At 38.8% G+C, this 20176-nt stretch carries 35 protein-coding genes; 33 read left to right on the top strand and 2 right to left on the bottom strand.

The features are described from left to right. The 31 genes from rplP (at position 1) to ACZ76X_RS27565 (ending at position 17486) form a co-directional block, all read left to right on the top strand. The gene (gene rplP, locus ACZ76X_RS27715) at positions 1-435 is read left to right on the top strand and encodes a 50S ribosomal protein L16 (protein ID WP_000928971.1); all 435 of its coding nucleotides are present in this window, start codon (positions 1-3) and stop codon (positions 433-435) included. Beyond that, positions 425-625, top strand: a complete 201-nt coding sequence (gene rpmC, locus ACZ76X_RS27710) for a 50S ribosomal protein L29 (protein ID WP_000855718.1) — start codon at positions 425-427, stop codon at positions 623-625. Before rplP ends, rpmC begins: the two co-directional genes overlap by 11 nt. A 20-nt stretch (positions 626-645) precedes the next feature. Next, positions 646-909, top strand: coding sequence for a 30S ribosomal protein S17 (gene rpsQ, locus ACZ76X_RS27705; RefSeq protein ID WP_000004106.1), 264 nt, complete (start codon positions 646-648; stop codon positions 907-909). 43 nt (positions 910-952) lie between these two features. Further along, positions 953-1321: a 50S ribosomal protein L14 gene (gene rplN / locus ACZ76X_RS27700; protein ID WP_000615912.1), complete on the top strand. Its 369-nt coding sequence runs from the start codon at positions 953-955 to the stop codon at positions 1319-1321. A gap of 38 nt (positions 1322-1359) precedes the next feature. Next, positions 1360-1671, top strand: coding sequence for a 50S ribosomal protein L24 (gene rplX / locus ACZ76X_RS27695; RefSeq protein ID WP_000558200.1), 312 nt, complete (start codon positions 1360-1362; stop codon positions 1669-1671). Between the two features lie 26 nt (positions 1672-1697). Then, complete coding sequence (gene rplE, locus ACZ76X_RS27690; RefSeq protein WP_098669540.1) at positions 1698-2237, top strand: 50S ribosomal protein L5; 540 nt, start codon at positions 1698-1700, stop codon at positions 2235-2237. A 33-nt stretch (positions 2238-2270) separates the two neighbouring features. Further along, positions 2271-2456, top strand: a complete 186-nt coding sequence (rpsN, locus tag ACZ76X_RS27685) for a 30S ribosomal protein S14 (RefSeq protein ID WP_001085700.1) — start codon at positions 2271-2273, stop codon at positions 2454-2456. Positions 2457-2485: 29 nt separating this feature from the next. Further along, on the top strand, positions 2486-2884 hold the full coding sequence (rpsH, locus tag ACZ76X_RS27680; RefSeq protein WP_000245511.1) for a 30S ribosomal protein S8: 399 nt from the start codon (positions 2486-2488) through the stop codon (positions 2882-2884). 32 nt (positions 2885-2916) lie between these two features. After that, a complete protein-coding gene (rplF, locus tag ACZ76X_RS27675) occupies positions 2917-3456 on the top strand; it encodes a 50S ribosomal protein L6 (RefSeq protein WP_000086558.1) in 540 nt (179 codons plus the stop codon). A gap of 31 nt (positions 3457-3487) precedes the next feature. Continuing rightward, positions 3488-3850 carry a 50S ribosomal protein L18 gene (gene rplR / locus ACZ76X_RS27670; RefSeq protein WP_000628816.1) on the top strand — a complete coding sequence of 121 codons (363 nt, stop codon included), beginning with the start codon at positions 3488-3490 and terminating at the stop codon, positions 3848-3850. Positions 3851-3871: 21 nt separating this feature from the next. Next, entirely contained in the window at positions 3872-4372 is a 501-nt protein-coding gene (rpsE, locus tag ACZ76X_RS27665) for a 30S ribosomal protein S5 (RefSeq protein ID WP_000554646.1), read from the top strand. A 13-nt stretch (positions 4373-4385) separates the two neighbouring features. After that, positions 4386-4568: a 50S ribosomal protein L30 gene (gene rpmD / locus ACZ76X_RS27660; RefSeq protein ID WP_001085234.1), complete on the top strand. Its 183-nt coding sequence runs from the start codon at positions 4386-4388 to the stop codon at positions 4566-4568. 33 nt (positions 4569-4601) lie between these two features. Further along, a complete protein-coding gene (gene rplO, locus ACZ76X_RS27655) occupies positions 4602-5042 on the top strand; it encodes a 50S ribosomal protein L15 (RefSeq protein ID WP_000766080.1) in 441 nt (146 codons plus the stop codon). Further along, complete coding sequence (gene secY, locus ACZ76X_RS27650) at positions 5042-6343, top strand: preprotein translocase subunit SecY (protein ID WP_000490117.1); 1302 nt, start codon at positions 5042-5044, stop codon at positions 6341-6343. Before rplO ends, secY begins: the two co-directional genes overlap by 1 nt. A 56-nt stretch (positions 6344-6399) precedes the next feature. After that, positions 6400-7050 (top strand): adenylate kinase, encoded by a 651-nt coding sequence (locus tag ACZ76X_RS27645; RefSeq protein ID WP_098669539.1) that lies wholly within the window; start codon positions 6400-6402, stop codon positions 7048-7050. Continuing rightward, a complete protein-coding gene (map, locus tag ACZ76X_RS27640) occupies positions 7050-7796 on the top strand; it encodes a type I methionyl aminopeptidase (protein WP_000582539.1) in 747 nt (248 codons plus the stop codon). The genes ACZ76X_RS27645 and map overlap by 1 nt, the downstream gene beginning before the upstream one ends. A gap of 68 nt (positions 7797-7864) precedes the next feature. Further along, a complete protein-coding gene (gene infA / locus ACZ76X_RS27635; RefSeq protein WP_001029884.1) occupies positions 7865-8083 on the top strand; it encodes a translation initiation factor IF-1 in 219 nt (72 codons plus the stop codon). A gap of 35 nt (positions 8084-8118) precedes the next feature. Then, positions 8119-8232: a 50S ribosomal protein L36 gene (gene rpmJ, locus ACZ76X_RS27630; protein ID WP_000868344.1), complete on the top strand. Its 114-nt coding sequence runs from the start codon at positions 8119-8121 to the stop codon at positions 8230-8232. Positions 8233-8253: 21 nt separating this feature from the next. Next, a complete protein-coding gene (gene rpsM, locus ACZ76X_RS27625) occupies positions 8254-8619 on the top strand; it encodes a 30S ribosomal protein S13 (protein WP_000090788.1) in 366 nt (121 codons plus the stop codon). Positions 8620-8643: 24 nt separating this feature from the next. Further along, the gene (gene rpsK, locus ACZ76X_RS27620) at positions 8644-9033 is read left to right on the top strand and encodes a 30S ribosomal protein S11 (RefSeq protein ID WP_000101798.1); all 390 of its coding nucleotides are present in this window, start codon (positions 8644-8646) and stop codon (positions 9031-9033) included. Between the two features lie 180 nt (positions 9034-9213). Continuing rightward, complete coding sequence (locus ACZ76X_RS27615; protein WP_000569643.1) at positions 9214-10158, top strand: DNA-directed RNA polymerase subunit alpha; 945 nt, start codon at positions 9214-9216, stop codon at positions 10156-10158. A gap of 35 nt (positions 10159-10193) precedes the next feature. Then, positions 10194-10556 carry a 50S ribosomal protein L17 gene (gene rplQ, locus ACZ76X_RS27610; RefSeq protein WP_000331490.1) on the top strand — a complete coding sequence of 121 codons (363 nt, stop codon included), beginning with the start codon at positions 10194-10196 and terminating at the stop codon, positions 10554-10556. Positions 10557-10659: 103 nt separating this feature from the next. Continuing rightward, on the top strand, positions 10660-11502 hold the full coding sequence (locus ACZ76X_RS27605; protein WP_479852347.1) for an energy-coupling factor ABC transporter ATP-binding protein: 843 nt from the start codon (positions 10660-10662) through the stop codon (positions 11500-11502). Beyond that, complete coding sequence (locus ACZ76X_RS27600) at positions 11478-12359, top strand: energy-coupling factor ABC transporter ATP-binding protein (RefSeq protein WP_098669537.1); 882 nt, start codon at positions 11478-11480, stop codon at positions 12357-12359. The genes ACZ76X_RS27605 and ACZ76X_RS27600 overlap by 25 nt, the downstream gene beginning before the upstream one ends. Then, positions 12347-13141: an energy-coupling factor transporter transmembrane component T family protein gene (locus tag ACZ76X_RS27595; protein WP_098669536.1), complete on the top strand. Its 795-nt coding sequence runs from the start codon at positions 12347-12349 to the stop codon at positions 13139-13141. The genes ACZ76X_RS27600 and ACZ76X_RS27595 overlap by 13 nt, the downstream gene beginning before the upstream one ends. Positions 13142-13155: 14 nt before the next feature. Then, the gene (gene truA, locus ACZ76X_RS27590) at positions 13156-13899 is read left to right on the top strand and encodes a tRNA pseudouridine(38-40) synthase TruA (protein ID WP_098669550.1); all 744 of its coding nucleotides are present in this window, start codon (positions 13156-13158) and stop codon (positions 13897-13899) included. A gap of 152 nt (positions 13900-14051) precedes the next feature. Continuing rightward, a complete protein-coding gene (gene rplM / locus ACZ76X_RS27585) occupies positions 14052-14489 on the top strand; it encodes a 50S ribosomal protein L13 (protein WP_001260793.1) in 438 nt (145 codons plus the stop codon). Between the two features lie 21 nt (positions 14490-14510). Further along, on the top strand, positions 14511-14903 hold the full coding sequence (rpsI, locus tag ACZ76X_RS27580; protein WP_000079986.1) for a 30S ribosomal protein S9: 393 nt from the start codon (positions 14511-14513) through the stop codon (positions 14901-14903). A gap of 162 nt (positions 14904-15065) precedes the next feature. Continuing rightward, positions 15066-15494: a DUF2521 family protein gene (locus tag ACZ76X_RS27575; RefSeq protein ID WP_479852346.1), complete on the top strand. Its 429-nt coding sequence runs from the start codon at positions 15066-15068 to the stop codon at positions 15492-15494. 66 nt (positions 15495-15560) lie between these two features. Further along, positions 15561-16274 carry an N-acetylmuramoyl-L-alanine amidase CwlD gene (cwlD, locus tag ACZ76X_RS27570; RefSeq protein ID WP_060629217.1) on the top strand — a complete coding sequence of 238 codons (714 nt, stop codon included), beginning with the start codon at positions 15561-15563 and terminating at the stop codon, positions 16272-16274. Between the two features lie 144 nt (positions 16275-16418). Beyond that, positions 16419-17486, top strand: coding sequence for an Mrp/NBP35 family ATP-binding protein (locus ACZ76X_RS27565; RefSeq protein ID WP_479852345.1), 1068 nt, complete (start codon positions 16419-16421; stop codon positions 17484-17486). 56 nt (positions 17487-17542) lie between these two features. Here the strand turns inward: ACZ76X_RS27565 and gerD are convergent, their stop codons facing one another. Next, complete coding sequence (gerD, locus tag ACZ76X_RS27560; protein ID WP_098669532.1) at positions 17543-18160, bottom strand: spore germination protein GerD; 618 nt, start codon at positions 18158-18160, stop codon at positions 17543-17545. Positions 18161-18299: 139 nt separating this feature from the next. Between gerD and kbaA the strand changes: the two genes are divergently transcribed. Further along, positions 18300-18911 carry a KinB signaling pathway activation protein KbaA gene (kbaA, locus tag ACZ76X_RS27555; protein WP_479852344.1) on the top strand — a complete coding sequence of 204 codons (612 nt, stop codon included), beginning with the start codon at positions 18300-18302 and terminating at the stop codon, positions 18909-18911. A gap of 90 nt (positions 18912-19001) precedes the next feature. Here the strand turns inward: kbaA and pdaB are convergent, their stop codons facing one another. Continuing rightward, complete coding sequence (pdaB, locus tag ACZ76X_RS27550) at positions 19002-19766, bottom strand: polysaccharide deacetylase family sporulation protein PdaB (RefSeq protein WP_098346203.1); 765 nt, start codon at positions 19764-19766, stop codon at positions 19002-19004. Positions 19767-19924: 158 nt separating this feature from the next. On the opposite strand from pdaB, the gene ACZ76X_RS27545 reads away from it, so the two are divergent. After that, a complete protein-coding gene (locus tag ACZ76X_RS27545; RefSeq protein ID WP_000900296.1) occupies positions 19925-20143 on the top strand; it encodes a hypothetical protein in 219 nt (72 codons plus the stop codon). Positions 20144-20176: the final 33 nt, after the last annotated feature.

Here is a 20176-nt window from a genome sequence, read left to right as displayed (position 1 = left end):
ATGTTAATGCCAAAACGCGTAAAATATCGTAGAGAGCATCGTGGTAAAATGCGTGGTCGTGCTAAAGGTGGAACTGAAGTTGCTTTCGGTGAATTCGGTTTACAAGCACAAGCTGCTTCATGGATTACAAACCGTCAAATCGAAGCTGCTCGTCGTGCAATGACTCGTTACATGAAACGTGGCGGTAAAGTATGGATTAAAATTTTCCCTTCTAAACCTTACACTGCAAAACCTCTAGAAGTACGTATGGGTTCCGGTAAAGGGGCACCAGAAGGCTGGGTAGCAGTAGTAAAACCTGGGAAAATTATGTTCGAAATCGCGGGTGTATCTGAAGAGGTAGCACGCGAAGCATTACGTCTTGCAGCTCACAAGTTACCTGTGAAATGTAAATTCGTAAAACGTGAAGAAAATGGTGGTGAATCTAATGAAAACTAATGATATTCGTGAATTAACCACTGCCGAAATCGAAACAAAAGTTAAAGCTTTAAAGGAAGAGTTGTTTAATCTTCGCTTCCAACTTGCTACAGGACAATTAGAGAATCCAACTCGCATTCGTGAAGTGCGTAAAGCAATTGCTCGTATGAAAACTGTAGTTCGTGAAAGAGAGATCGGAATTAATCGATAAATTGAGGGGAGGTTTGCATAGTGAGCGAACGTAACCAACGCAAAGTTTATACTGGTCGTGTTGTGTCTGACAAAATGGACAAAACGATTACAGTTTTAGTTGAAACTTACAAAACTCATTCCTTGTACGGAAAACGTGTTAAGTATTCTAAGAAGTACAAAGCCCATGATGAGCAAAACCAAGCGAAACTTGGCGATATCGTTAAAATCATGGAAACTCGCCCGCTTTCTGCTACTAAGCGTTTCCGTTTAGTTGAAATCGTTGAAGAAGCGGTTATTATCTAAATAGACGAATCGGAATTTTTAGTCCGAAGGGAGGTTTCATAACATGATCCAACAAGAATCTCGTTTGAAAGTTGCTGACAACTCTGGTGCACGTGAACTTTTAACAATTAAAGTATTAGGCGGCTCTGGTCGTAAATATGCTAACATTGGTGACATTATCGTTGCTACGGTAAAACAAGCAACACCAGGTGGCGTTGTTAAAAAAGGTGACGTTGTTAAAGCAGTAGTAGTACGTACGAAGAGCGGAGCTCGTCGTCCGGACGGTTCTTACATCAAATTTGATGAAAACGCAGCGGTTATCATTAAAGACGATAAGAGCCCACGTGGTACTCGTATCTTCGGACCAGTAGCTCGTGAATTACGTGATAGCAACTTCATGAAGATCGTTTCTTTAGCTCCAGAAGTTCTATAATTTAAGGTATTGCCTTGCTAAGGAGGTGCAGAATTAAGATGCATGTAAAAAAAGGTGATAAAGTACAGGTAATCACTGGTAAAGACAAAGGAAAACAAGGCGTTATCCTTGTGGCTTTCCCAAAGCAAAACCGTGTTATCGTTGAGGGTGTCAATATCGTTAAGAAGCACTCTAAGCCATCTCAATTAAATCCACAAGGTGGAATTATTACTAAAGAAGCACCTATTCACGTTTCTAACGTTATGATTTTAGATCCGAAAACAGGTGAACCTACTCGTGTAGGCTTCAAAGTAGAAGATGGTAAAAAAGTTCGTATTGCAAAAAAATCTGGTGAATTATTAGATAAATAATTTTCTTAAGAAAGGAGGTCACTTCATTGAATCGCCTTAAAGAGAAGTTCCAAAAGGAAATTACTCCTGCTCTAATGAGCAAGTTTAACTATAAATCTGTAATGCAGGTACCAAAAATCGAAAAGATCGTAATCAACACTGGTGTTGGTGACGCGGTATCTAACTCAAAAGCTTTAGACAACGCAGTAGAAGAATTAACACAAATCGCAGGTCAAAAACCTGTTGTAACTCGTGCTAAAAAATCAATCGCTGGTTTCCGTCTTCGTGAAGGTATGCCAATCGGTGCGAAAGTAACTTTACGCGGCGAGCAAATGTATGAGTTCTTCGACAAATTAGTATCAGTTTCTTTACCACGTGTACGTGATTTCCGTGGTGTTTCTAAGAAATCATTCGATGGTCGTGGAAACTACACATTAGGTGTTAAAGAGCAACTTATTTTCCCTGAGATTGATTATGATAAAGTAAGCAAAGTCCGCGGTATGGACATCGTAATCGTTACTACAGCGAAAACTGATGAAGAAGCTCGTGAACTGTTAACACAATTCGGTATGCCATTCCAAAAATAATGGAAGCCAACGCTAAGTAGAGGAGGCGAAAACGTGGCTAAAAAATCTATGATAGCGAAACAAAAGCGTACTCCTAAGTTTAAAGTACAAGAGTATACACGTTGCGAACGCTGCGGTCGTCCGCATTCTGTATACCGCAAATTTAAACTTTGCCGTATTTGTTTCCGTGAACTTGCATATAAAGGTCAAATTCCTGGTGTTAAAAAAGCTAGTTGGTAAAACCCACAAATGGGAAGGAGGTAAAACACATGGTGATGACAGATCCAATTGCAGACATGCTTACTCGCATCCGTAATGCGAACATGGTACGTCATGAGAAATTAGAGGTTCCTGCTTCTAAAATCAAAAAAGAGATCGCTGAACTTTTAAAACGTGAAGGTTTCATTCGTGATGTAGAATACATCGAGGATAACAAACAAGGTATCCTTCGTATTTTCCTGAAATATGGTGCAAACAATGAACGTGTAATCACTGGATTAAAACGTATCAGTAAACCTGGCTTACGCGTTTACGCTAAAGCTGACGAAGTACCACGTGTACTTAACGGATTAGGTATCGCTCTTGTTTCTACATCTAAGGGAGTAATGACAGACAAAGACGCTCGTCAATTACAAACTGGTGGAGAAGTAGTAGCATACGTTTGGTAATATATATTTAAAACGAACGGAGGTGTGACCACATGTCTCGTATTGGTAAAAAGATTCTTGAAATCCCTGCAGGTGTTACTATTACAGTTGCAGAAGACAATACTGTAACAGTAAAAGGCCCTAAAGGTGAATTAACTCGTACTTTCAATGCTGATATGCTTATCAAAATTGAAGAGAATACATTAACAGTTGAGCGTCCATCTGAACAGAAGGAACACCGTGCATTACACGGTACAACTCGTGCTTTAATCGGAAACATGGTTGAAGGTGTAACTGAAGGTTTCGCACGCGGACTTGAATTAGTCGGTGTTGGTTACCGTGCTCAAAAACAAGGTGATAAACTTGTATTAAGCGTAGGTTATTCTCATCCAGTAGAAATGACTCCGGAAGCAGGTCTTGAAGTTGAAGTACCTGCACCAACAAAGATCGTAATCAAAGGTATCGACAAGCAACGTGTTGGCGAATTCGCTGCTAACATCCGCGCTGTACGTGCTCCTGAGCCTTACAAAGGTAAAGGTATTCGTTACGAAGGCGAAGTTGTTCGTCGTAAAGAAGGTAAAACTGCTAAGTAAACCCGTTAGGTGAGAGAAAGGAGTGACAAGAATGATCACTAAAGCTGATAAAAATGCGACTCGTAAGAAAAGACATGCGCGTGTACGTGCTAAACTTACTGGTACTGCAGAACGTCCACGTTTAAACGTGTTCCGTTCTAACCAACATATTTACGCTCAAGTTATTGATGATGTAAATGGTGTAACGTTAGTAAGTGCATCTACTCTTGATAAAGACCTTGCTCTTAACGGTACTAGCAATATTGAAGCTGCTACGAAAGTTGGAGAATCAGTTGCTAAGCGTGCTGTAGAGAAAGGCGTTAAAGAAGTAGTATTTGATCGCGGTGGTTACTTATACCATGGCCGTGTTAAAGCTCTAGCTGAAGCTGCTCGTGAGGCTGGATTACAATTTTAATGGTCAAAGGAGGGAAAATTGATGCATCGCATTGACCCAAGTAAATTAGAACTTGAAGAACGTGTAGTTACGATAAATCGTGTCGCGAAAGTTGTTAAGGGTGGTCGTCGTTTCCGCTTTGCTGCACTAGTTGTAGTTGGCGATAAAAACGGTCATGTTGGATTCGGTACTGGTAAAGCACAAGAGGTACCAGACGCAATCCGCAAAGCTATCGAAGACGCTAAGAAAAACTTAATCGCTGTACCATTAGTTGGTACAACAATTCCACACACTATCAACGGTCATTTTGGCGCTGGTGAAGTATTCTTAAAGCCTGCTGCTGAGGGTACTGGTGTTATTGCAGGTGGACCTGTTCGTGCGGTCCTTGAATTAGCTGGTGTACAAGATATTCTTTCGAAATCTCTTGGTTCTAACACACCAATCAACATGATTCGCGCTACTGTGAACGGATTAAGCGAACTTAAGCGCGCTGAAGATGTTGCAAAATTACGCGGTAAATCTGTAGAAGAGCTACTAGGTTAAGGAGGGAAAACAAATGGCGAAAAAGTTAGAAATTACCCTCACTCGTAGTGTAATTGGTCGTCCACAAGATCAACGTGCGACGGTAGAAGCTTTAGGTCTTAAAAAGTTGAATTCAACTGTAGTTAAGGAAGAAACTCCTGCTATTCTTGGTATGATCAACAAAGTTTCTCACCTTGTAACTGTAAAAGAAGCTTAAGGATAACTCATTAATATAAGGAGGTGCCTGGGAATGAAACTTCATGAATTAAAACCTGCAGAAGGTTCTCGTAAAGTACGTAACCGTGTCGGTCGTGGTATCGGTTCTGGTAACGGTAAAACTGCTGGTAAAGGTCATAAAGGACAAAACGCACGTTCTGGCGGCGGTGTTCGTCTTGGCTTCGAAGGTGGTCAAACTCCATTATTCCGTCGTTTACCAAAACGCGGCTTCACAAACATTAACCGTAAAGAGTTTGCTATTGTAAACTTATCAACGTTAAATCGTTTTGAAGATGGTACAGAAGTAACACCTGAATTATTGCTGGAAACTGGCGTTATCAGCAAGTTAAACGACGGTGTTAAAATTCTTGCAAGCGGCGCAGTAGAGAAAAAACTAACTGTTAAAGCGCACAAGTTCTCTTCAAGTGCTAAAGAAGCAATTGAAGCAGCTGGCGGATCAGTTGAGGTGATCTAATGTTTCGTACAATCTCCAACTTTATGCGCGTTGCTGAGATAAGACGTAAAATATTATTCACTTTAGCGATGTTAATCGTATTCAGGATTGGCACGTTTATCCCCGTGCCATTTACAAATGGAGACGTACTGAAGGCACAAGATCAATTAAATGCTTTAGGTATTCTAAATACATTTGGCGGTGGAGCTTTGAAAAACTTCTCCATCTTTGCGATGGGAATCATGCCGTATATTACAGCATCCATCATCGTGCAATTATTGCAGATGGATGTTGTTCCTAAATTTTCGGAATGGTCGAAGCAAGGTGAAATGGGCCGTCGTAAATTAACGCAATTCACGCGTTATTTTACAATTGTTCTTGCGTTTATTCAGGGGTTTGGTATGTCAATCGGTTTTAACGGTATGGTAGGTGGACAATTAATTTTGAATCCTGGTTGGAGCACTTATTTATACATTGCTACGGTACTGACTGCTGGTACTGCATTTTTAATGTGGTTAGGCGAACAGATTACAGCTAAAGGTGTAGGTAATGGTATTTCCATCCTTATCTTTGGTGGTATTGCCGCAGCGATCCCAAGTGTTATATCTCAAGTGTATCAGCAACAGTTTCAAAATATCGGAGATCAATTGTTCATGAGTATCGTTAAAGTTGCATTGATCTTACTAGCTGTGCTAGCAGTTATTGTGGGTGTTATTTTCATTCAACAGGCTGTTAGAAAGATCCCAATTCAATATGCGAAGCGTGTAACAGGAGGAAATGGTGGTTATGCTGGAGCACAAAACACACATTTACCGCTTAAGGTAAATAGTGCTGGTGTTATTCCAGTAATTTTTGCTGTTTCATTCTTAATTACGCCTCCGACTATTGCACAGTTCTTCCCGAAACATGATGTATCGCAGTGGATTATTGCTAACTTTAACTATTCTCACCCAGTGGGAATGATCATATATGTTGCGCTCATTGTAGCCTTCACATATTTCTATGCGTTTGTTCAGGTTAATCCAGAACAAATGTCAGAGAATCTAAACAAGCAAGGTGGATATGTTCCAGGTATTCGTCCGGGTAAGAATACGGAACAATATCTAACAAAAATCTTGTATCGTTTGACCTTTGTAGGATCAATTTTCCTAGCAGCGATTGCAATCTTACCAGTTATCTTTACGAAGCTGGGAAATCTTCCTCCATCTGCACAGATCGGTGGAACGAGTATGTTAATCGTTGTCGGCGTTGCTTTAGAAACAATGAAGCAGCTAGAAAGCCAACTGGTAAAACGCCATTACAAAGGGTTTATCAAGCAGTGAGTAAGTGGGAAGTATTGTCTTCCCTACATGCTCATGTACTCTGAGGGGGAACAAGGATGAACTTAATTTTAATGGGGCTTCCTGGTGCTGGTAAAGGTACACAAGCCGAACAGATTGTTGCCAAGTATAACATCCCTCACATCTCAACAGGAGATATGTTCCGTGCAGCTATGAAGGCTGAAACTGAAATGGGTTTACAAGCAAAATCTTTTATTGATAAAGGTGCACTTGTTCCAGATGAAGTTACAATCGGAATTGTTCGTGAACGTTTAAGTCAAGAAGACTGCGTAAAAGGCTTCTTACTAGATGGTTTCCCACGAACTGTTGCACAAGCATCAGCTCTTGAAGAGATTATGAAAGATCTTGGCAAAAAAATCGACTATGTTTTAAACATTAATGTGGATTCAGGGTTGTTATTAAAACGTCTTACAGGCCGTCGCATTTGTAAAGAGTGCGGTGCGACTTACCACTTAGAATTCAATGCGCCAGCAAAAGTTGACGTGTGTGATAAATGTGGTGGCGAATTATATCAACGCTCTGATGACAATGAAGAAACTGTAGCAAATCGCTTAGATGTAAATATTAAGCAAACAAAACCTTTGCTTGATTTCTACGAGGAGCTTGGTTACTTACAAAGCATTAATGGTGAGCAAGATATCAATAAAGTATTTGCTGATATCGATGTTCTCATCGGAGGCTTAGCGTAATGATAATCTGCAAAACTCCTCGCGAGATAGAAATCATGCGAGAAGCTGGCAGGATCGTTGCTTTAACTCATCAGGAGTTAAAACAGCACATTACTCCAGGAATTACAACGAAAGAGCTCGATCAAATAGCGGAAAAGACGATTCAAAAATATGGTGCTACGCCATCTTTTAAAGGATACAACGGATTTCCGGGGAGCATATGTGCTTCTGTAAATGAAGAGCTTGTACACGGAATTCCAGGGAAGCGCAAGCTCAAAGAGGGCGATATCATCAGTATCGATATTGGTGCGAAATACAATGGGTACCATGGAGATTCTGCATGGACGTATCCAGTTGGAAACATTTCTGAATCTGTTCAAAAGCTACTTGATGTCACAGAAAAATCGTTGTATCTTGGTCTAGAACAAGTAAAACCAGGCGAGAGATTATCAAATATCTCACATGCGGTTCAAACCCATGCTGAAGAGAATGGATTCTCGATCGTTAGGGAGTATGTTGGTCACGGAATCGGGCAAGACTTACATGAGGACCCTCAAATCCCGCACTATGGTCCACCAAATAGAGGCCCTAGATTAAAGCCGGGAATGGTCATCTGTGTTGAGCCGATGGTGAATCAAGGAAGACGATATGTAAAAACACTATCTGATGACTGGACAGTGGTAACGGTAGATGGTAAATGGTGTGCCCATTTTGAGCACACGATTGCTCTTACAGAAGCAGGATACGAAATCCTTACCACTTTATAAGTAGCTGGCTCTCCGGGATTTCAGAGCAGTGTAAAATGTTACTGATTTGAAGAAGGGAGAACTATTGAATGGCTAAAGATGATGTAATTGAAGTCGAAGGTACCGTTCTTGAAACGTTGCCAAATGCTATGTTCAAAGTAGAATTAGAGAATGGGCATGTCGTATTGGCTCACGTTTCTGGTAAAATCCGTATGAACTTCATTCGTATTTTACCAGGAGACAAAGTTACGGTAGAATTATCTCCGTACGATTTAAATCGTGGTCGTATTACGTACCGTTTTAAATAATATAGCACTCCGTAATCTTTAAGGAGGTTCGAGACATGAAAGTAAGACCGTCAGTTAAACCAATCTGCGAAAAATGTAAAGTTATTCGTAGACGTGGAAAAGTAATGGTTATTTGTGAAAACCCTAAACATAAACAAAAACAAGGTTAATCAGAAGGAGGTGCATTCGTAATGGCACGTATCGCAGGTGTAGATATTCCTCGAGACAAACGCGTTGTTATTTCTTTAACTTACGTATTCGGCATTGGTCGCACAACTGCTGAAAAAATTCTTGCTGAAGCAGGTATTTCTGAAGAAACACGAGTTCGTGATTTAACGGAAGACGAATTAGGACGTATCCGTGATATCATCGATCGTATTAAAGTTGAGGGAGACCTTCGTCGTGAAGTATCTCTTAACATTAAACGTCTAATGGAGATCGGTTCTTACCGTGGTCTTCGTCACCGTCGTGGTTTACCAGTTCGTGGTCAAAACTCTAAAAACAATGCTCGTACACGTAAAGGTCCACGTCGTACAGTAGCAAATAAAAAGAAATAATAAGTAAAGGAGGTTGAACTAACAATGGCACGTAAAACAAACACTCGTAAAAAACGTGTGAAAAAGAATATTGAAGCTGGTATAGCTCATATTCGTTCTACTTTCAACAACACAATCGTAACTCTTACAGATACTCACGGTAACGCACTTTCTTGGTCTAGTGCTGGTGCACTTGGTTTCCGTGGATCTCGTAAATCTACTCCATTCGCTGCGCAAATGGCTGCTGAAACTGCTGCTAAAGCTGCAATGGAGCACGGTTTAAAAACTTTAGAGGTTACTGTTAAAGGTCCTGGTGCTGGTCGTGAAGCTGCAATTCGTGCTCTTCAAGCTGCAGGTCTAGAAGTAACAGCAATTAGAGATGTTACTCCAGTTCCTCATAATGGATGTCGTCCACCAAAACGTCGTCGTGTGTAATTTTTCTGTATAGAATTTTCCCTTTTGTCTATAATGGATATGATGCATTATCGAGAAATTTCGTACAGAAACATCGCTTGTTGTGCACAATCGGGAACTGCCTAAGGGGGACTTTCGGTTAGACAGGGGTTATACCTTTGTTTAACCGGGGTTTCGACGTTTTGAAGGAGGGTTTAGTTAATGATTGAAATCGAAAAGCCGAAAATCGAAACGGTTGAACTTAACGAAGATGCTAAATATGGTAAATTCGTAATTGAACCGCTTGAGCGTGGATATGGTACTACTTTGGGTAACTCCTTACGTCGTATTCTTTTATCCTCACTCCCTGGTGCCGCTGTTACTGCTATCCAAATCGATGGCGTATTACATGAATTTTCAACAGTTGAGGGCGTAGTAGAAGACGTTACGACGATCATCTTAAACTTGAAAAAGTTAGCTCTTAAAATCTACTCTGAAGAAGAGAAGACGTTGGAAATTGATGTGCAGGGCGAAGGTATTGTCACAGCTGCTGATATTACTCACGATAGTGATGTAGAAATCTTAAATCCAGATTTACACATTGCAACGTTAGCAAAAGATGCGCATTTCCGCGTGCGTTTAACTGCAAAGCGTGGCCGTGGGTATACGCCAGCTGATGCAAATAAAAGCGAAGATCAACCAATAGGAGTAATTCCTATTGATTCTATTTATACTCCAGTATCACGTGTGACTTACCAAGTGGAAAAGACACGTGTCGGACAAGTGGCTAATTATGATAAGCTTACGCTTGATGTATGGACGGATGGAAGCATCGGGCCAAAAGAAGCTATCTCTTTAGGTGCCAAAATCTTAACTGAGCATTTAAATATCTTTGTTGGTTTAACTGATGAAGCACAAAATGCTGAGATTATGGTCGAGAAGGAAGAAGATCAAAAAGAGAAAGTTCTTGAGATGACTATCGAAGAACTAGACCTTTCTGTTCGTTCTTATAATTGCCTAAAACGTGCAGGAATTAATACTGTACAAGAGCTTGCGAACAAAACAGAAGAAGATATGATGAAAGTTCGTAACTTAGGACGTAAATCCTTAGAAGAAGTTAAACATAAACTTGAGGAATTAGGTTTAGGTTTACGTAAAGACGACTGAGGATTTAAACCCATCAACAAAGGAGGGAACTACGAATGGCATACAGAAAATTAGGCCGTACAAGTGCGCAACGTAAAGCTATGTTACGTGACTTAGCTACTGATTTAATTATCAACGAGCGCATCCAAACGACAGAAACTCGTGCAAAAGAACTTCGTTCTGTAGTGGAAAAAATGATCACTTTAGGTAAACGCGGAGATCTTCATGCTCGTCGTCAAGCAGCAGCTTTCATTCGCAATGAAGTAGCTAACGCTGAGACTGGTCAAGATGCACTTCAAAAATTATTCGCTGATGTAGCTCCACGCTATGCTGAGCGCCAAGGCGGATACACTCGTATTGCAAAAATTGGTCCACGTCGCGGAGACGCAGCACCAATGGTAATTATCGAGTTAGTATAATGATAATTAAAAGGGCAGGACAGTTCTTTTCAAGAAACTGGTCATGGCCCTTTTTTTTAAATATAAAAATAGGCTTACTTGACGAAGGAAAGGGTGCCTTGTATTGAAAAAAGAGAAACTTCGGACAGAAAATATATCATTTCAATATCCTGGGGCAGCCACTTATGCGTTAAAAGATGTTTCGTTTTCCTTATATGAAGGAGAATGGGTATCTGTTATTGGACAAAACGGTTCAGGGAAGTCTACACTTGCAAAATTATTGAATGGTTTGTTTTTGCCAGAAGCAGGAACTATTACAGTAAATGATACAATGGTTTTATCAGAGGAAACGGTATGGGATGTTCGAAAACAAATTGGGATGGTATTTCAAAATCCAGATAATCAATTTGTTGGAACGACAGTGCAAGATGACGTTGTCTTTGGCTTAGAGAATATCGGAATGCCAAGAGAGAAAATGGTAGAAAGATTAGATCAGGCCTTGCGACTCGTCCGTATGGAAGAGTTTCTTAATGATGAGCCTCATTCGTTATCTGGTGGGCAAAAGCAGCGAGTGGCAATAGCAGGCGTTTTGGCACTTCAGCCATCTATTTTAATATTAGATGAAGCAACGTCAATGCTAGATCCCCAAGGGAGACGTGAAGTAGTAGAAACGGTTAGGCAACTCGTTAATCAAAAAGGTATTACTGTTTTATCAATTACGCACGATTTAGAAGAAGCGGCACAATCAGACCGTGTCATTATTTTAAATAAGGGAGAGATATTAGAGGAAGGAACTCCAGAACAAATTTTCAAGTCCTCTCATATGCTCCAAGAAATTGGATTAGATGTACCATTCTCAGTGAAAATAGCAGAATTATTAAAAAGAAATGAAATTCTCTTGCAAAATACGCATCTTACAATGGAAAGCTTGGTGAACGAACTTTGGAGATTACATTCCAAAAAGTAGAACATCGTTATCAATATAAAACTCCATTTGAAAGACGCGCACTTTATGATGTAGACGTGTCGTTTCCAAGTGGGGGCTATTATGCCATTATCGGTCATACTGGTTCAGGTAAGTCGACGATGATTCAACATTTAAATGGTTTATTGCAGCCGACAAATGGCACAGTTCAAATTGGTGAACATTTCATTTCGGCAGGAAAGAAAGAAAAAAAGCTAAAGCCACTACGTAAAAAGGTAGGGGTTGTCTTTCAGTTCCCAGAACATCAGTTGTTTGAAGAGACTGTAGAGAAAGATATTTGTTTCGGTCCTACTAATTTCGGAGTATCTGTAGAAGAAGCGAAGCAAAAGGCAAGAGAGGCAATTGAACTTGTAGGGTTAGAACCAGAACTGTTAGCACGTTCACCATTTGAGTTAAGTGGTGGACAAATGAGGCGTGTTGCGATAGCAGGCGTATTAGCTATGGAACCCGAAGTGCTTGTATTAGATGAACCTACAGCAGGACTAGATCCAAAAGGGCAGAATGAACTTATGGAGATGTTTTATAAGCTACATAAGGAGAAAGGTCTTACAGTTATCCTTGTAACGCATAATATGGAGGATGCTGCTAAATATGCCGAACAGATTGTAGTCATGCATAAAGGAACGGTCTTTTTGCAAGGAAGTGCAGAGGAAGTATTTTCACATGCTGATGAATTAGAGAAAATTGGCGTGGACCTTCCTATGTCTTTAAAGTATAAACGTGCAATTGAAGAGAAGTTTGGCATTTCAATCCCAAAGGCTACCTTATCTTTAGAGGATCTTACTCATGAAGTTGTGCAGGTGTTACGAAAAGGTGGTCATGAATCATGCAGCAGTTGATTATTGGAAGGTATATTCCAGGGAATTCTCTTATTCATCAACTTGATCCACGTACGAAGCTGCTGATTGTCTTTTTATATGTATTTGTTGTTTTCTTAGCAAATAATGCGATTTCATATGGATTTTTATTTTTATATGCACTCATTGCTTTATTTTTTGCAAAAGTGCCGATTCGTTATGTACTTTCGGGCTTAAAACCAATTCTATGGATTTTTCTTTTTACATTTTTCCTGCATATTTTTACAAATAAAGAAGGGGAAGTACTATTCCAGCTTGGTTGGTTTTCGATACATGAAAAAGGATTAGAGCAAGGGATATACATTTCTATACGATTCTTCGTTATTATTTTAATGACGACATTATTAACGTTAACGACGACACCTATTGAGATTACAGATGGTTTGGAGACGTTATTAAAGCCTTTGAAGCGTATAAAAGTTCCTGTTCATGAAATCGCATTAATGATGTCAATTTCTCTTCGTTTTATCCCGACATTGATGGATGAAACGAGTAAAATAATGAAGGCACAAGCGTCACGTGGTATTGATTTTGCTGGGGGACCGATAAAAGATAGGATGAAAGCTATTATTTCACTACTCGTCCCTCTATTTATCAGTGCTTTTAAGCGCGCAGAGGACTTAGCAATTGCTATGGAAGCTCGTGGGTATCAAAGTGGCGAAGGACGTACTAAATTTAGGCAACTACGCTGGAAAACAAGTGATACAGTAACGATAATAAGCTTACTTTGTTTAGCTTGTATTTTGGCATGGGTGCGATCGTAATGGGGAATAGAGAAATGGATAGAATAAAATGTACGGTTGCATATGATGGCATGCATTTTTGTGGTTATCAAATTCAGCCGCAACATCGTACTGTTCAACAAGAAATAGAGAAAGCTTTACAGAAATTGCATAAAGGAGAACTTGTTCGTGTGCAAGCATCTGGCAGAACGGATTCTACTGTTCATGCTAAAGGACAAGTGATACACTTTGATACACCGTTGTCTCTTGAAGAGTGGCAATGGAGTAATGCATTAAACACAATGCTACCAGATGATATTGTTATTAGACAGGTAGAGAAAAAAACAGAAGAATTTCATGCGCGTTACGGTGTCGAGAGAAAAGAATATCGTTATCGTGTATTATTATCAAAGACTGCGGATGTATTCCGTAGAAATTACGTATATCAATATCCATATCCGCTTGAAATAAATGCTATAAGAAAAGCGATCCCTTATTTTATTGGAACGCATGATTTCACTTCTTTTTGTTCGGCAAAAACTGACAAAAAAGATAAAGTGAGAACAATTTATGAAATTGAGCTAATTGAGCAAGACGATGAATTAATTTTTCGTTTTGTAGGTAATGGATTTTTATATAATATGGTCAGAATTATTGTTGGTACGTTACTGAGCGTAGGGCAAGGAAAGCTTGATCCAGACAGCATTCCAGAGATTCTAGCGAAACAAAATCGTCAGTTTGCTGGAAAGATGGCTCCTGGTCATGGGCTTTACTTATGGCAGGTAAACTATAACAACTAATCCTGGTGTAACATTTGCTTGACATTAGAAACTCAAAAGTATATCATAACATATGGTATTGTTTCTAAAACCACGATTAGCCCCGGAAGGAAATCGTGTTTAAGATAAACAATAGATTTTTTCTATGGAAAAGATAACGAGGAGGGAAACACATGCGTACGACTTTTATGGCAAAAGCTAACGAAGTTGAGCGTAAATGGTATGTGGTTGATGCTGAAGGTCAAACTTTAGGTCGCCTTGCTAGTGAAGTAGCATCCATTTTACGTGGTAAAAACAAACCTACATTTACACCACACGTTGACACGGGTGATCATGTAATTATTATTAACGCTGAGAAAATTCATTTAACAGGTAATAAATTAAACGATAAAATTTACTACCGTCACACTAACCACCCAGGTGGACTTAAACAAAGAACAGCTCTTGAAATGCGTACAAACTACCCTGTACAAATGTTAGAGCTTGCAATTAAAGGCATGCTTCCAAAAGGACGCTTAGGCCGTCAAGTTTCTAAGAAACTAAACGTGTATGCTGGAGCAGAGCATCCACACCAAGCACAAAAACCAGAAGTTTACGAACTTCGCGGATAATCAATTAAAGGAGGGCTTACTTTGGCACAGGTTCAATACTATGGCACTGGACGTCGTAAGAGTTCAGTAGCGCGCGTACGCCTAGTTCCAGGCGAAGGACGCGTTATCATTAACGGTCGTGATTTTGAAAACTATATCCCATTTGCTGCATTACGTGAAGTAGTGAAACAACCTCTAGTTGCAACAGAAACTTTAGGTAACTACGATGTACTTGTAAACGTAAATGGTGGTGGATACACTGGTCAAGCTGGTGCTATTCGTCACGGTATTTCTCGCGCTTTATTAAAAGCTGATCCAGAATACCGTCTAACACTAAAACGTGCAGGTCTATTAACTCGTGACGCACGTATGAAAGAGCGTAAAAAATACGGTCTTAAAGGCGCACGTCGTGCACCTCAGTTCTCAAAACGTTAATTTTTGCGAACTACAAACCCCAACCATTTTGGTTGGGGTTTTTTTATGTTTCATTCCTCTTTTGGAATTTTTGTAGTTTGGAATATTTTAGTGCTATCTTCTCGCGTATGCTTCTTCTTTAGAAGTTTAGACTAATACGTATTAGGGAGGTTTATAAGTACTATGAATGTCATTGTCAGCTTACAAGAAAAACAAAAAGAAAAGCAGTTGAAATATGAACGGAAGATGCTACGGGAATTATCATTAAAAACATTACGTTCAAATATTAGAGATGCCTTTCAAATGCAGGAACTCCATCGACAGTATGAAGATTACTGTATTGAATTAGGAATAGAATCGTATTTATTAGGAGCGAGATATAGTAAGTTTGGTTATTACGGTGAATCATTTTTTGATGTGAAATATAGAGCCTTAGAAGAAGAGCAACAATTAACGGAAACACTATTTCAATTTTTGGCTAGCATGACTATGCGGGAAATTAAGTTACAAGATGAGGAATTGCTTTTTCAATCTTGCCAGCAGTTTATCGGTTTATGGTGGCAGGAAGGGTATGAAAAAGGTGAAAGAAGATATCGATTAAAGCTTCATTAAGACAAGCATAAACTTTCCTCTTGTCCCATATAAGTAATTAGAGGGACTAGCTGGAGGAGGAAAGGTATGAAGAGAATTCGAATTATCTCTTTTGCACTCGCTGCGGTTGTTTTGTTTTTTTTAGTTAAACAAGAGTTTCAAATTACAAAATCGTGGCGAGCTTGGAATTTACCCTTATCAGGGAAAGTAATTGTATTAGATGCTGGGCATGGTGGACCAGATGGAGGGGCTGTTGGTGGAAAGGATATTGTAGAAAAGGATATTACGCTTGAGATTACAAAGAAGGTACAAGATTATTTACAAGAGCAAGGTGCGCTAGTTATTTTAACGCGTGATGGAGATTATGATTTAGCTCAGAAAGATACAAAATCATATAGTAGACGTAAAGCAGAGGATTTAAAAAAGCGTGTAGAGATTATTAATAAACCTGATGTAGACTTTTTTGCGAGTATTCATTTAAACGCTTTAACTAGTAGTGGATCGAAAGGCGCACAAACGTTCTATTACCGTTCTTCGATTGAAAATGAACGTGCTGCGAAATTTATACAAGCAGAATTGAGAACGAGTTTAGAGAATACGAATCGTTCTGCTAAAACAATTTCTCATGTGTATTTATTGAAGTATGCGAAAACACCAGGCGCTTTAATTGAAGCTGGCTTTTTATCGAATGTGAATGAAAGGTATATGTTAAATTCGGAGAAATATCAGCAAAAGGTAGCGGCTGCAGTATATCGTGGTATATTACGTTATTTCACGGAAAAAGGAAATCCTCCAGAATAAGGAGGATTTTTTTGCGTTTCTCTCGTTAACGAAGTTTTCCGAAAATATGTTATACTGGAAATGTAAACGCATTTATTTTGAAAATAAAGAGAGATACATTAAATTAACATTACGTTATTTTTCATACAGGGGGCTGGGCTAATTATGGTAACGAAAGAGCAAGTAGTGGAAGCGTTAGAAGGGATTGTAGATCCATTTTTACATAAAACGTTAAAAGAAACAGGGGCAATTAAAGAGGTAACGGTTAAGCCTGAAAAGGAACATGTAAGTGTGAAAATTGCAATCGTAAAAACCGGTACAGCGGAACAAATGCAATTGCAATCTGGAATTGTAAAGTTAGTAAAAGAACTAGGAGCAACAACAGTAGGGCTTCGCTTTACAGAATTTACAGAAGCGGAATTAGCTCAGTTTGCACCAGAACAGGAAGATGAGCAAACTGAATCTTTATTGTCACCAAATTCAAAAACGACATTTTTAGCAGTGGCGAGTGGAAAAGGTGGAGTTGGGAAATCGACAGTTTCTGTTAACCTTGCTATTGCTTTAGCTCGTCTAGGGAAAAAGGTTGGTATCATTGATGCCGATATTTATGGTTTTAGCGTACCGGATATGATGGGGATAGAAAAACGTCCTGTTGTAAGAGGAGATAGAATCATTCCAGTGGAACGTCTAGGTGTAAAGGTAATCTCAATGGGGTTCTTTGTAGAAGATAATGCACCAGTTATTTGGAGAGGGCCTATGCTTGGGAAAATGTTAAATCATTTCTTCACAGAAGTAGAGTGGGGAGATTTAGACTATTTAGTTTTAGATTTACCACCGGGTACAGGTGATGTTGCACTAGATTTACATTCAATGTTGCCGGCTTGTAAAGAAATTATTGTCACAACGCCGCATCCAACAGCGGCATTTGTAGCAGCGCGTGCTGGAGCTATGGCTTTACGCACAGAACATAGTATTCTTGGCGTTGTTGAAAATATGGCGTATTTTGAAAGTAAAACAACTGGTGAAAAAGAATATGTGTTTGGTAGAGGTGGAGGAGATAAATTAGCTGCAGAACTTCAAACGGAAGTACTTGGCCGAATTCCACTTCAACAACCTGATTGGAATAAAGAAGACTTTGCACCGTCGGTATATGAAGATACACATACGACAGGTCTTATTTATCGCACGATAGCTGAGACAGTGATTGATAAAACAGCTGTTGCGCAAAAATAAAATAATAATGAGTGGACGATACGCATATTGTTCACTCATTATTATCGTTATTATTTTTATTGCTGTTCCTTTTTATCGCCTTGAGAACCACCTTCACCGCCTGCTTCTTTTTTATCAGAACCACTTTTTTCAGCCTTTTGTACACCTTTACTAATAATATCAATCATCTTAGCTTGGAAGAGTGGGCTTTCGGCAGTTTCTGTTAGTACTTGTTGTAAATATTGGCGGTATTCTTTGCTCTTCATCGTTTGTAGCATCATTTTTTCTACTTCAGGGTTTTTCATAATTTCTATAACGCCTGCTTGGTATTCAGGGTCTTTTAGTAAAGTTTTCATTAAGGCTGTTTGTTCTTTTCCCATACTTTTAGCGAATTTCGATGAGAACTCAGGGTCTTTAAAGAGCTTTTCCCAGAATTGTTGCCCTTTGTCGGATACCATTGCATCTTCAATCGTTTTCTTTACTACTGTTTCATCTAGTATGAGTGCTTGTTTCATTTTTTCATCAGTTAACACATCTTGAATGGCTTTCTTACCTTGATCAGTTTTTAAAATATCAACAATCATTTTCTTTGTTTGATCATAATCAAGTTCAGACTTTGCTTCTTTTTCTTGTGCACATGCTACAAGTACAAAGAATAAAAAAGAAGAAGTCAAAACGAGCAGCATCCGTTTCATAAGTTGGAACTCCTTTCAACACAGTTCTCTCTTTTTAATATAAATATCTTTAAGGAATTTATACATGAACATGGCTAGCTTTTTGAAATTGTCATTGATACAATTTGATTAGAAATATAAGGATAATGGGGGATGTGTTGTGAATAGCCGCAAGTGGGTACGACTATTTTTTACGACGTTGTTTCTTGGTGGGATTAGTACGGTCATTATTGGATTTGTTTTAGAGTGGGACAAGTACGCTAAAATTTTTCAAAATTTCGACGGTAAGGAGATTTTAGCAGTTTCCTTTTGGTTGATGGGCGTAGGGTTTATTTTTAGTGTTATAAGTCAAATGGGGTTCTTTGCCTATTTAACAATCCATCGTTTTGGATTAGGGATGTTCAGGTCACCTTCTTTATGGAATATAGTCCAGCTCTTCTTCATTGCATTCGTTTTATTTGATTTCGTGTATTTAAGATCTGTGTTGATTGCAAATGGGGAAGTTTCATTAGGAAATAACATACTTGTTGCTGGTGTGTTATTTGTGTTTGGTGCCATTGTTGCTTATATAAAAAGTAAAGAAACGAACAAAAAGGCATTCGTGCCCGCTTTGTTCTTTATGGTGGTTGTAACAATTCTTGAGTGGGTACCAGCTCTTCGAATTAATGATACAGATTGGTTATATTTAATGGTGATACCACTTTTATTATGTAATGCATATCAGTTACTTATATTACATCGTTTAATTGGAAAGACGAGTAAGTCGGCCTAATTAAGAGAGCTTTTACGTAGAGTAGTTGTACAAATGGAAAGAGCTCTATTACCTGAATGAAAGGTAGTAGAGCTTTTTATGTTTGAAGAATTATTGCACATCTTCACTTTTCGTACTTGTGTTGGAAATAAGTTGTGATACGGATATTTGCTCATATCCGTCACTCTTTAATTTTTGCAGAAGCAGTGGTAAAGCTTTATTTGTTTGGAGGGCAGAATCGGATGCGTGTAATAAGACGATATCTCCACCTTTTAAATTATTAGAGACCGTGGAAACGATATTGTTTACACCAGGGTTTTTCCAGTCGTTTGAGTTATTACTCCAATGAACGACGGTGTATCCGAGCGATTCTGCTATTTTAAGTGTTGCTTTGTTAAAATCTCCACTAGGTGGACGCAATAATTTGATTTGTTTCACACCGAGTTTTGTAAACACATCTTGTGCTCGTAAAAGATCTCTTCGTATTTCGTTTGTCTCTAGAGAAGTGTAGGACGTGTAATTATAACCCATACTACCGATTTCATGTCCATCTTTTATGATACGCTCGACAACATCAGGATGTCTTTCTGCCCATGCAGCAGAAAGGAAGAAAGTTGCATTCTTAATATCTCTTTCTTTAAGTGTATCAAGGATTGGAATTGCTTTTTTGTCTCCCCAACTAATATCAAACGTAAATGCAACTTGTTTTTTAGAGGTATCGCCTTTGTAAATGACTTTAGGTCCTGTAGCGGTTGAAAAAGCAGACTCGTGTGAATATGTTTTCAAAAAGAGTAGCCATGCTGTAAATAAGGAAAGTATCACTATTAAGCTAATGTGTTTAAAGTTTCTTTTACTCGTAATAAAAAAGAAAAACATAATATTACGCCCCTTTGTCCAATCCTTTTCAGTTACATATATGCTGTAAATATAAAAAAGAGAACAAGGGATTAATATCGTAAGTAGTGGATATAATGGATGATAGGAAAAATGAGCGGAACATTTATTGCTCTTTAAGAAATGATTGAGGTGATGATTTGCTTGGGTTTATGTTAACAAAAGAAGAGAAAAAAGAAATGGAATACATATTGAAAAGAGAGTTAGAAGAACTTTTATTTGATTTTGAAGATGAACGTATTCATGATGTTGTAAAAAAGGCGATGGAAGAAAGGTATAAAATCATTTTTTGTTTGTTTCGAAGAGTCGCTAATGCAGAGGAATGTATTCGTTATGTAAGAAAAAGAACTTTTTATTAAAAAGTGTTGACGTCCATAGATATTATATGATAA

The sequence above is a fragment of the Bacillus sp. BC05(2025) genome (assembly GCF_056725905.1).
Note: the sequence above shows the minus strand (reverse complement) of the source record. Positions and strands in the feature narration are given on the sequence as shown.

Excerpts from the sequence above, each read along its gene's own strand:
- rplX (WP_000558200.1), top strand. The coding sequence starts at position 1,360 with ATGCATGTAAAAAAAGGTGATAAAGTACAGGTAATCACTGGTAAAGAC.
- ACZ76X_RS27615 (WP_000569643.1), top strand. The coding sequence starts at position 9,214 with ATGATTGAAATCGAAAAGCCGAAAATCGAAACGGTTGAACTTAACGAA.
- secY (WP_000490117.1), top strand. The coding sequence starts at position 5,042 with ATGTTTCGTACAATCTCCAACTTTATGCGCGTTGCTGAGATAAGACGT.
- pdaB (WP_098346203.1), bottom strand. The coding sequence starts at position 19,766 with ATGTTTTTCTTTTTTATTACGAGTAAAAGAAACTTTAAACACATTAGC.
- map (WP_000582539.1), top strand. The coding sequence starts at position 7,050 with ATGATAATCTGCAAAACTCCTCGCGAGATAGAAATCATGCGAGAAGCT.
- rplQ (WP_000331490.1), top strand. The coding sequence starts at position 10,194 with ATGGCATACAGAAAATTAGGCCGTACAAGTGCGCAACGTAAAGCTATG.
- rpmJ (WP_000868344.1), top strand. The coding sequence starts at position 8,119 with ATGAAAGTAAGACCGTCAGTTAAACCAATCTGCGAAAAATGTAAAGTT.
- rpmD (WP_001085234.1), top strand. The coding sequence starts at position 4,386 with ATGGCGAAAAAGTTAGAAATTACCCTCACTCGTAGTGTAATTGGTCGT.
- ACZ76X_RS27565 (WP_479852345.1), top strand. The coding sequence starts at position 16,419 with ATGGTAACGAAAGAGCAAGTAGTGGAAGCGTTAGAAGGGATTGTAGAT.
- rpmC (WP_000855718.1), top strand. The coding sequence starts at position 425 with ATGAAAACTAATGATATTCGTGAATTAACCACTGCCGAAATCGAAACA.
- rpsK (WP_000101798.1), top strand. The coding sequence starts at position 8,644 with ATGGCACGTAAAACAAACACTCGTAAAAAACGTGTGAAAAAGAATATT.
- infA (WP_001029884.1), top strand. The coding sequence starts at position 7,865 with ATGGCTAAAGATGATGTAATTGAAGTCGAAGGTACCGTTCTTGAAACG.
- rplO (WP_000766080.1), top strand. The coding sequence starts at position 4,602 with ATGAAACTTCATGAATTAAAACCTGCAGAAGGTTCTCGTAAAGTACGT.
- cwlD (WP_060629217.1), top strand. The coding sequence starts at position 15,561 with ATGAAGAGAATTCGAATTATCTCTTTTGCACTCGCTGCGGTTGTTTTG.
- rplM (WP_001260793.1), top strand. The coding sequence starts at position 14,052 with ATGCGTACGACTTTTATGGCAAAAGCTAACGAAGTTGAGCGTAAATGG.
- rplR (WP_000628816.1), top strand. The coding sequence starts at position 3,488 with ATGATCACTAAAGCTGATAAAAATGCGACTCGTAAGAAAAGACATGCG.
- rplP (WP_000928971.1), top strand. The coding sequence starts at position 1 with ATGTTAATGCCAAAACGCGTAAAATATCGTAGAGAGCATCGTGGTAAA.
- rplN (WP_000615912.1), top strand. The coding sequence starts at position 953 with ATGATCCAACAAGAATCTCGTTTGAAAGTTGCTGACAACTCTGGTGCA.
- ACZ76X_RS27645 (WP_098669539.1), top strand. The coding sequence starts at position 6,400 with ATGAACTTAATTTTAATGGGGCTTCCTGGTGCTGGTAAAGGTACACAA.
- ACZ76X_RS27595 (WP_098669536.1), top strand. The coding sequence starts at position 12,347 with ATGCAGCAGTTGATTATTGGAAGGTATATTCCAGGGAATTCTCTTATT.
- rpsE (WP_000554646.1), top strand. The coding sequence starts at position 3,872 with ATGCATCGCATTGACCCAAGTAAATTAGAACTTGAAGAACGTGTAGTT.
- gerD (WP_098669532.1), bottom strand. The coding sequence starts at position 18,160 with ATGAAACGGATGCTGCTCGTTTTGACTTCTTCTTTTTTATTCTTTGTA.
- rpsM (WP_000090788.1), top strand. The coding sequence starts at position 8,254 with ATGGCACGTATCGCAGGTGTAGATATTCCTCGAGACAAACGCGTTGTT.
- truA (WP_098669550.1), top strand. The coding sequence starts at position 13,156 with ATGGATAGAATAAAATGTACGGTTGCATATGATGGCATGCATTTTTGT.
- ACZ76X_RS27575 (WP_479852346.1), top strand. The coding sequence starts at position 15,066 with ATGAATGTCATTGTCAGCTTACAAGAAAAACAAAAAGAAAAGCAGTTG.
- rpsH (WP_000245511.1), top strand. The coding sequence starts at position 2,486 with ATGGTGATGACAGATCCAATTGCAGACATGCTTACTCGCATCCGTAAT.
- rplF (WP_000086558.1), top strand. The coding sequence starts at position 2,917 with ATGTCTCGTATTGGTAAAAAGATTCTTGAAATCCCTGCAGGTGTTACT.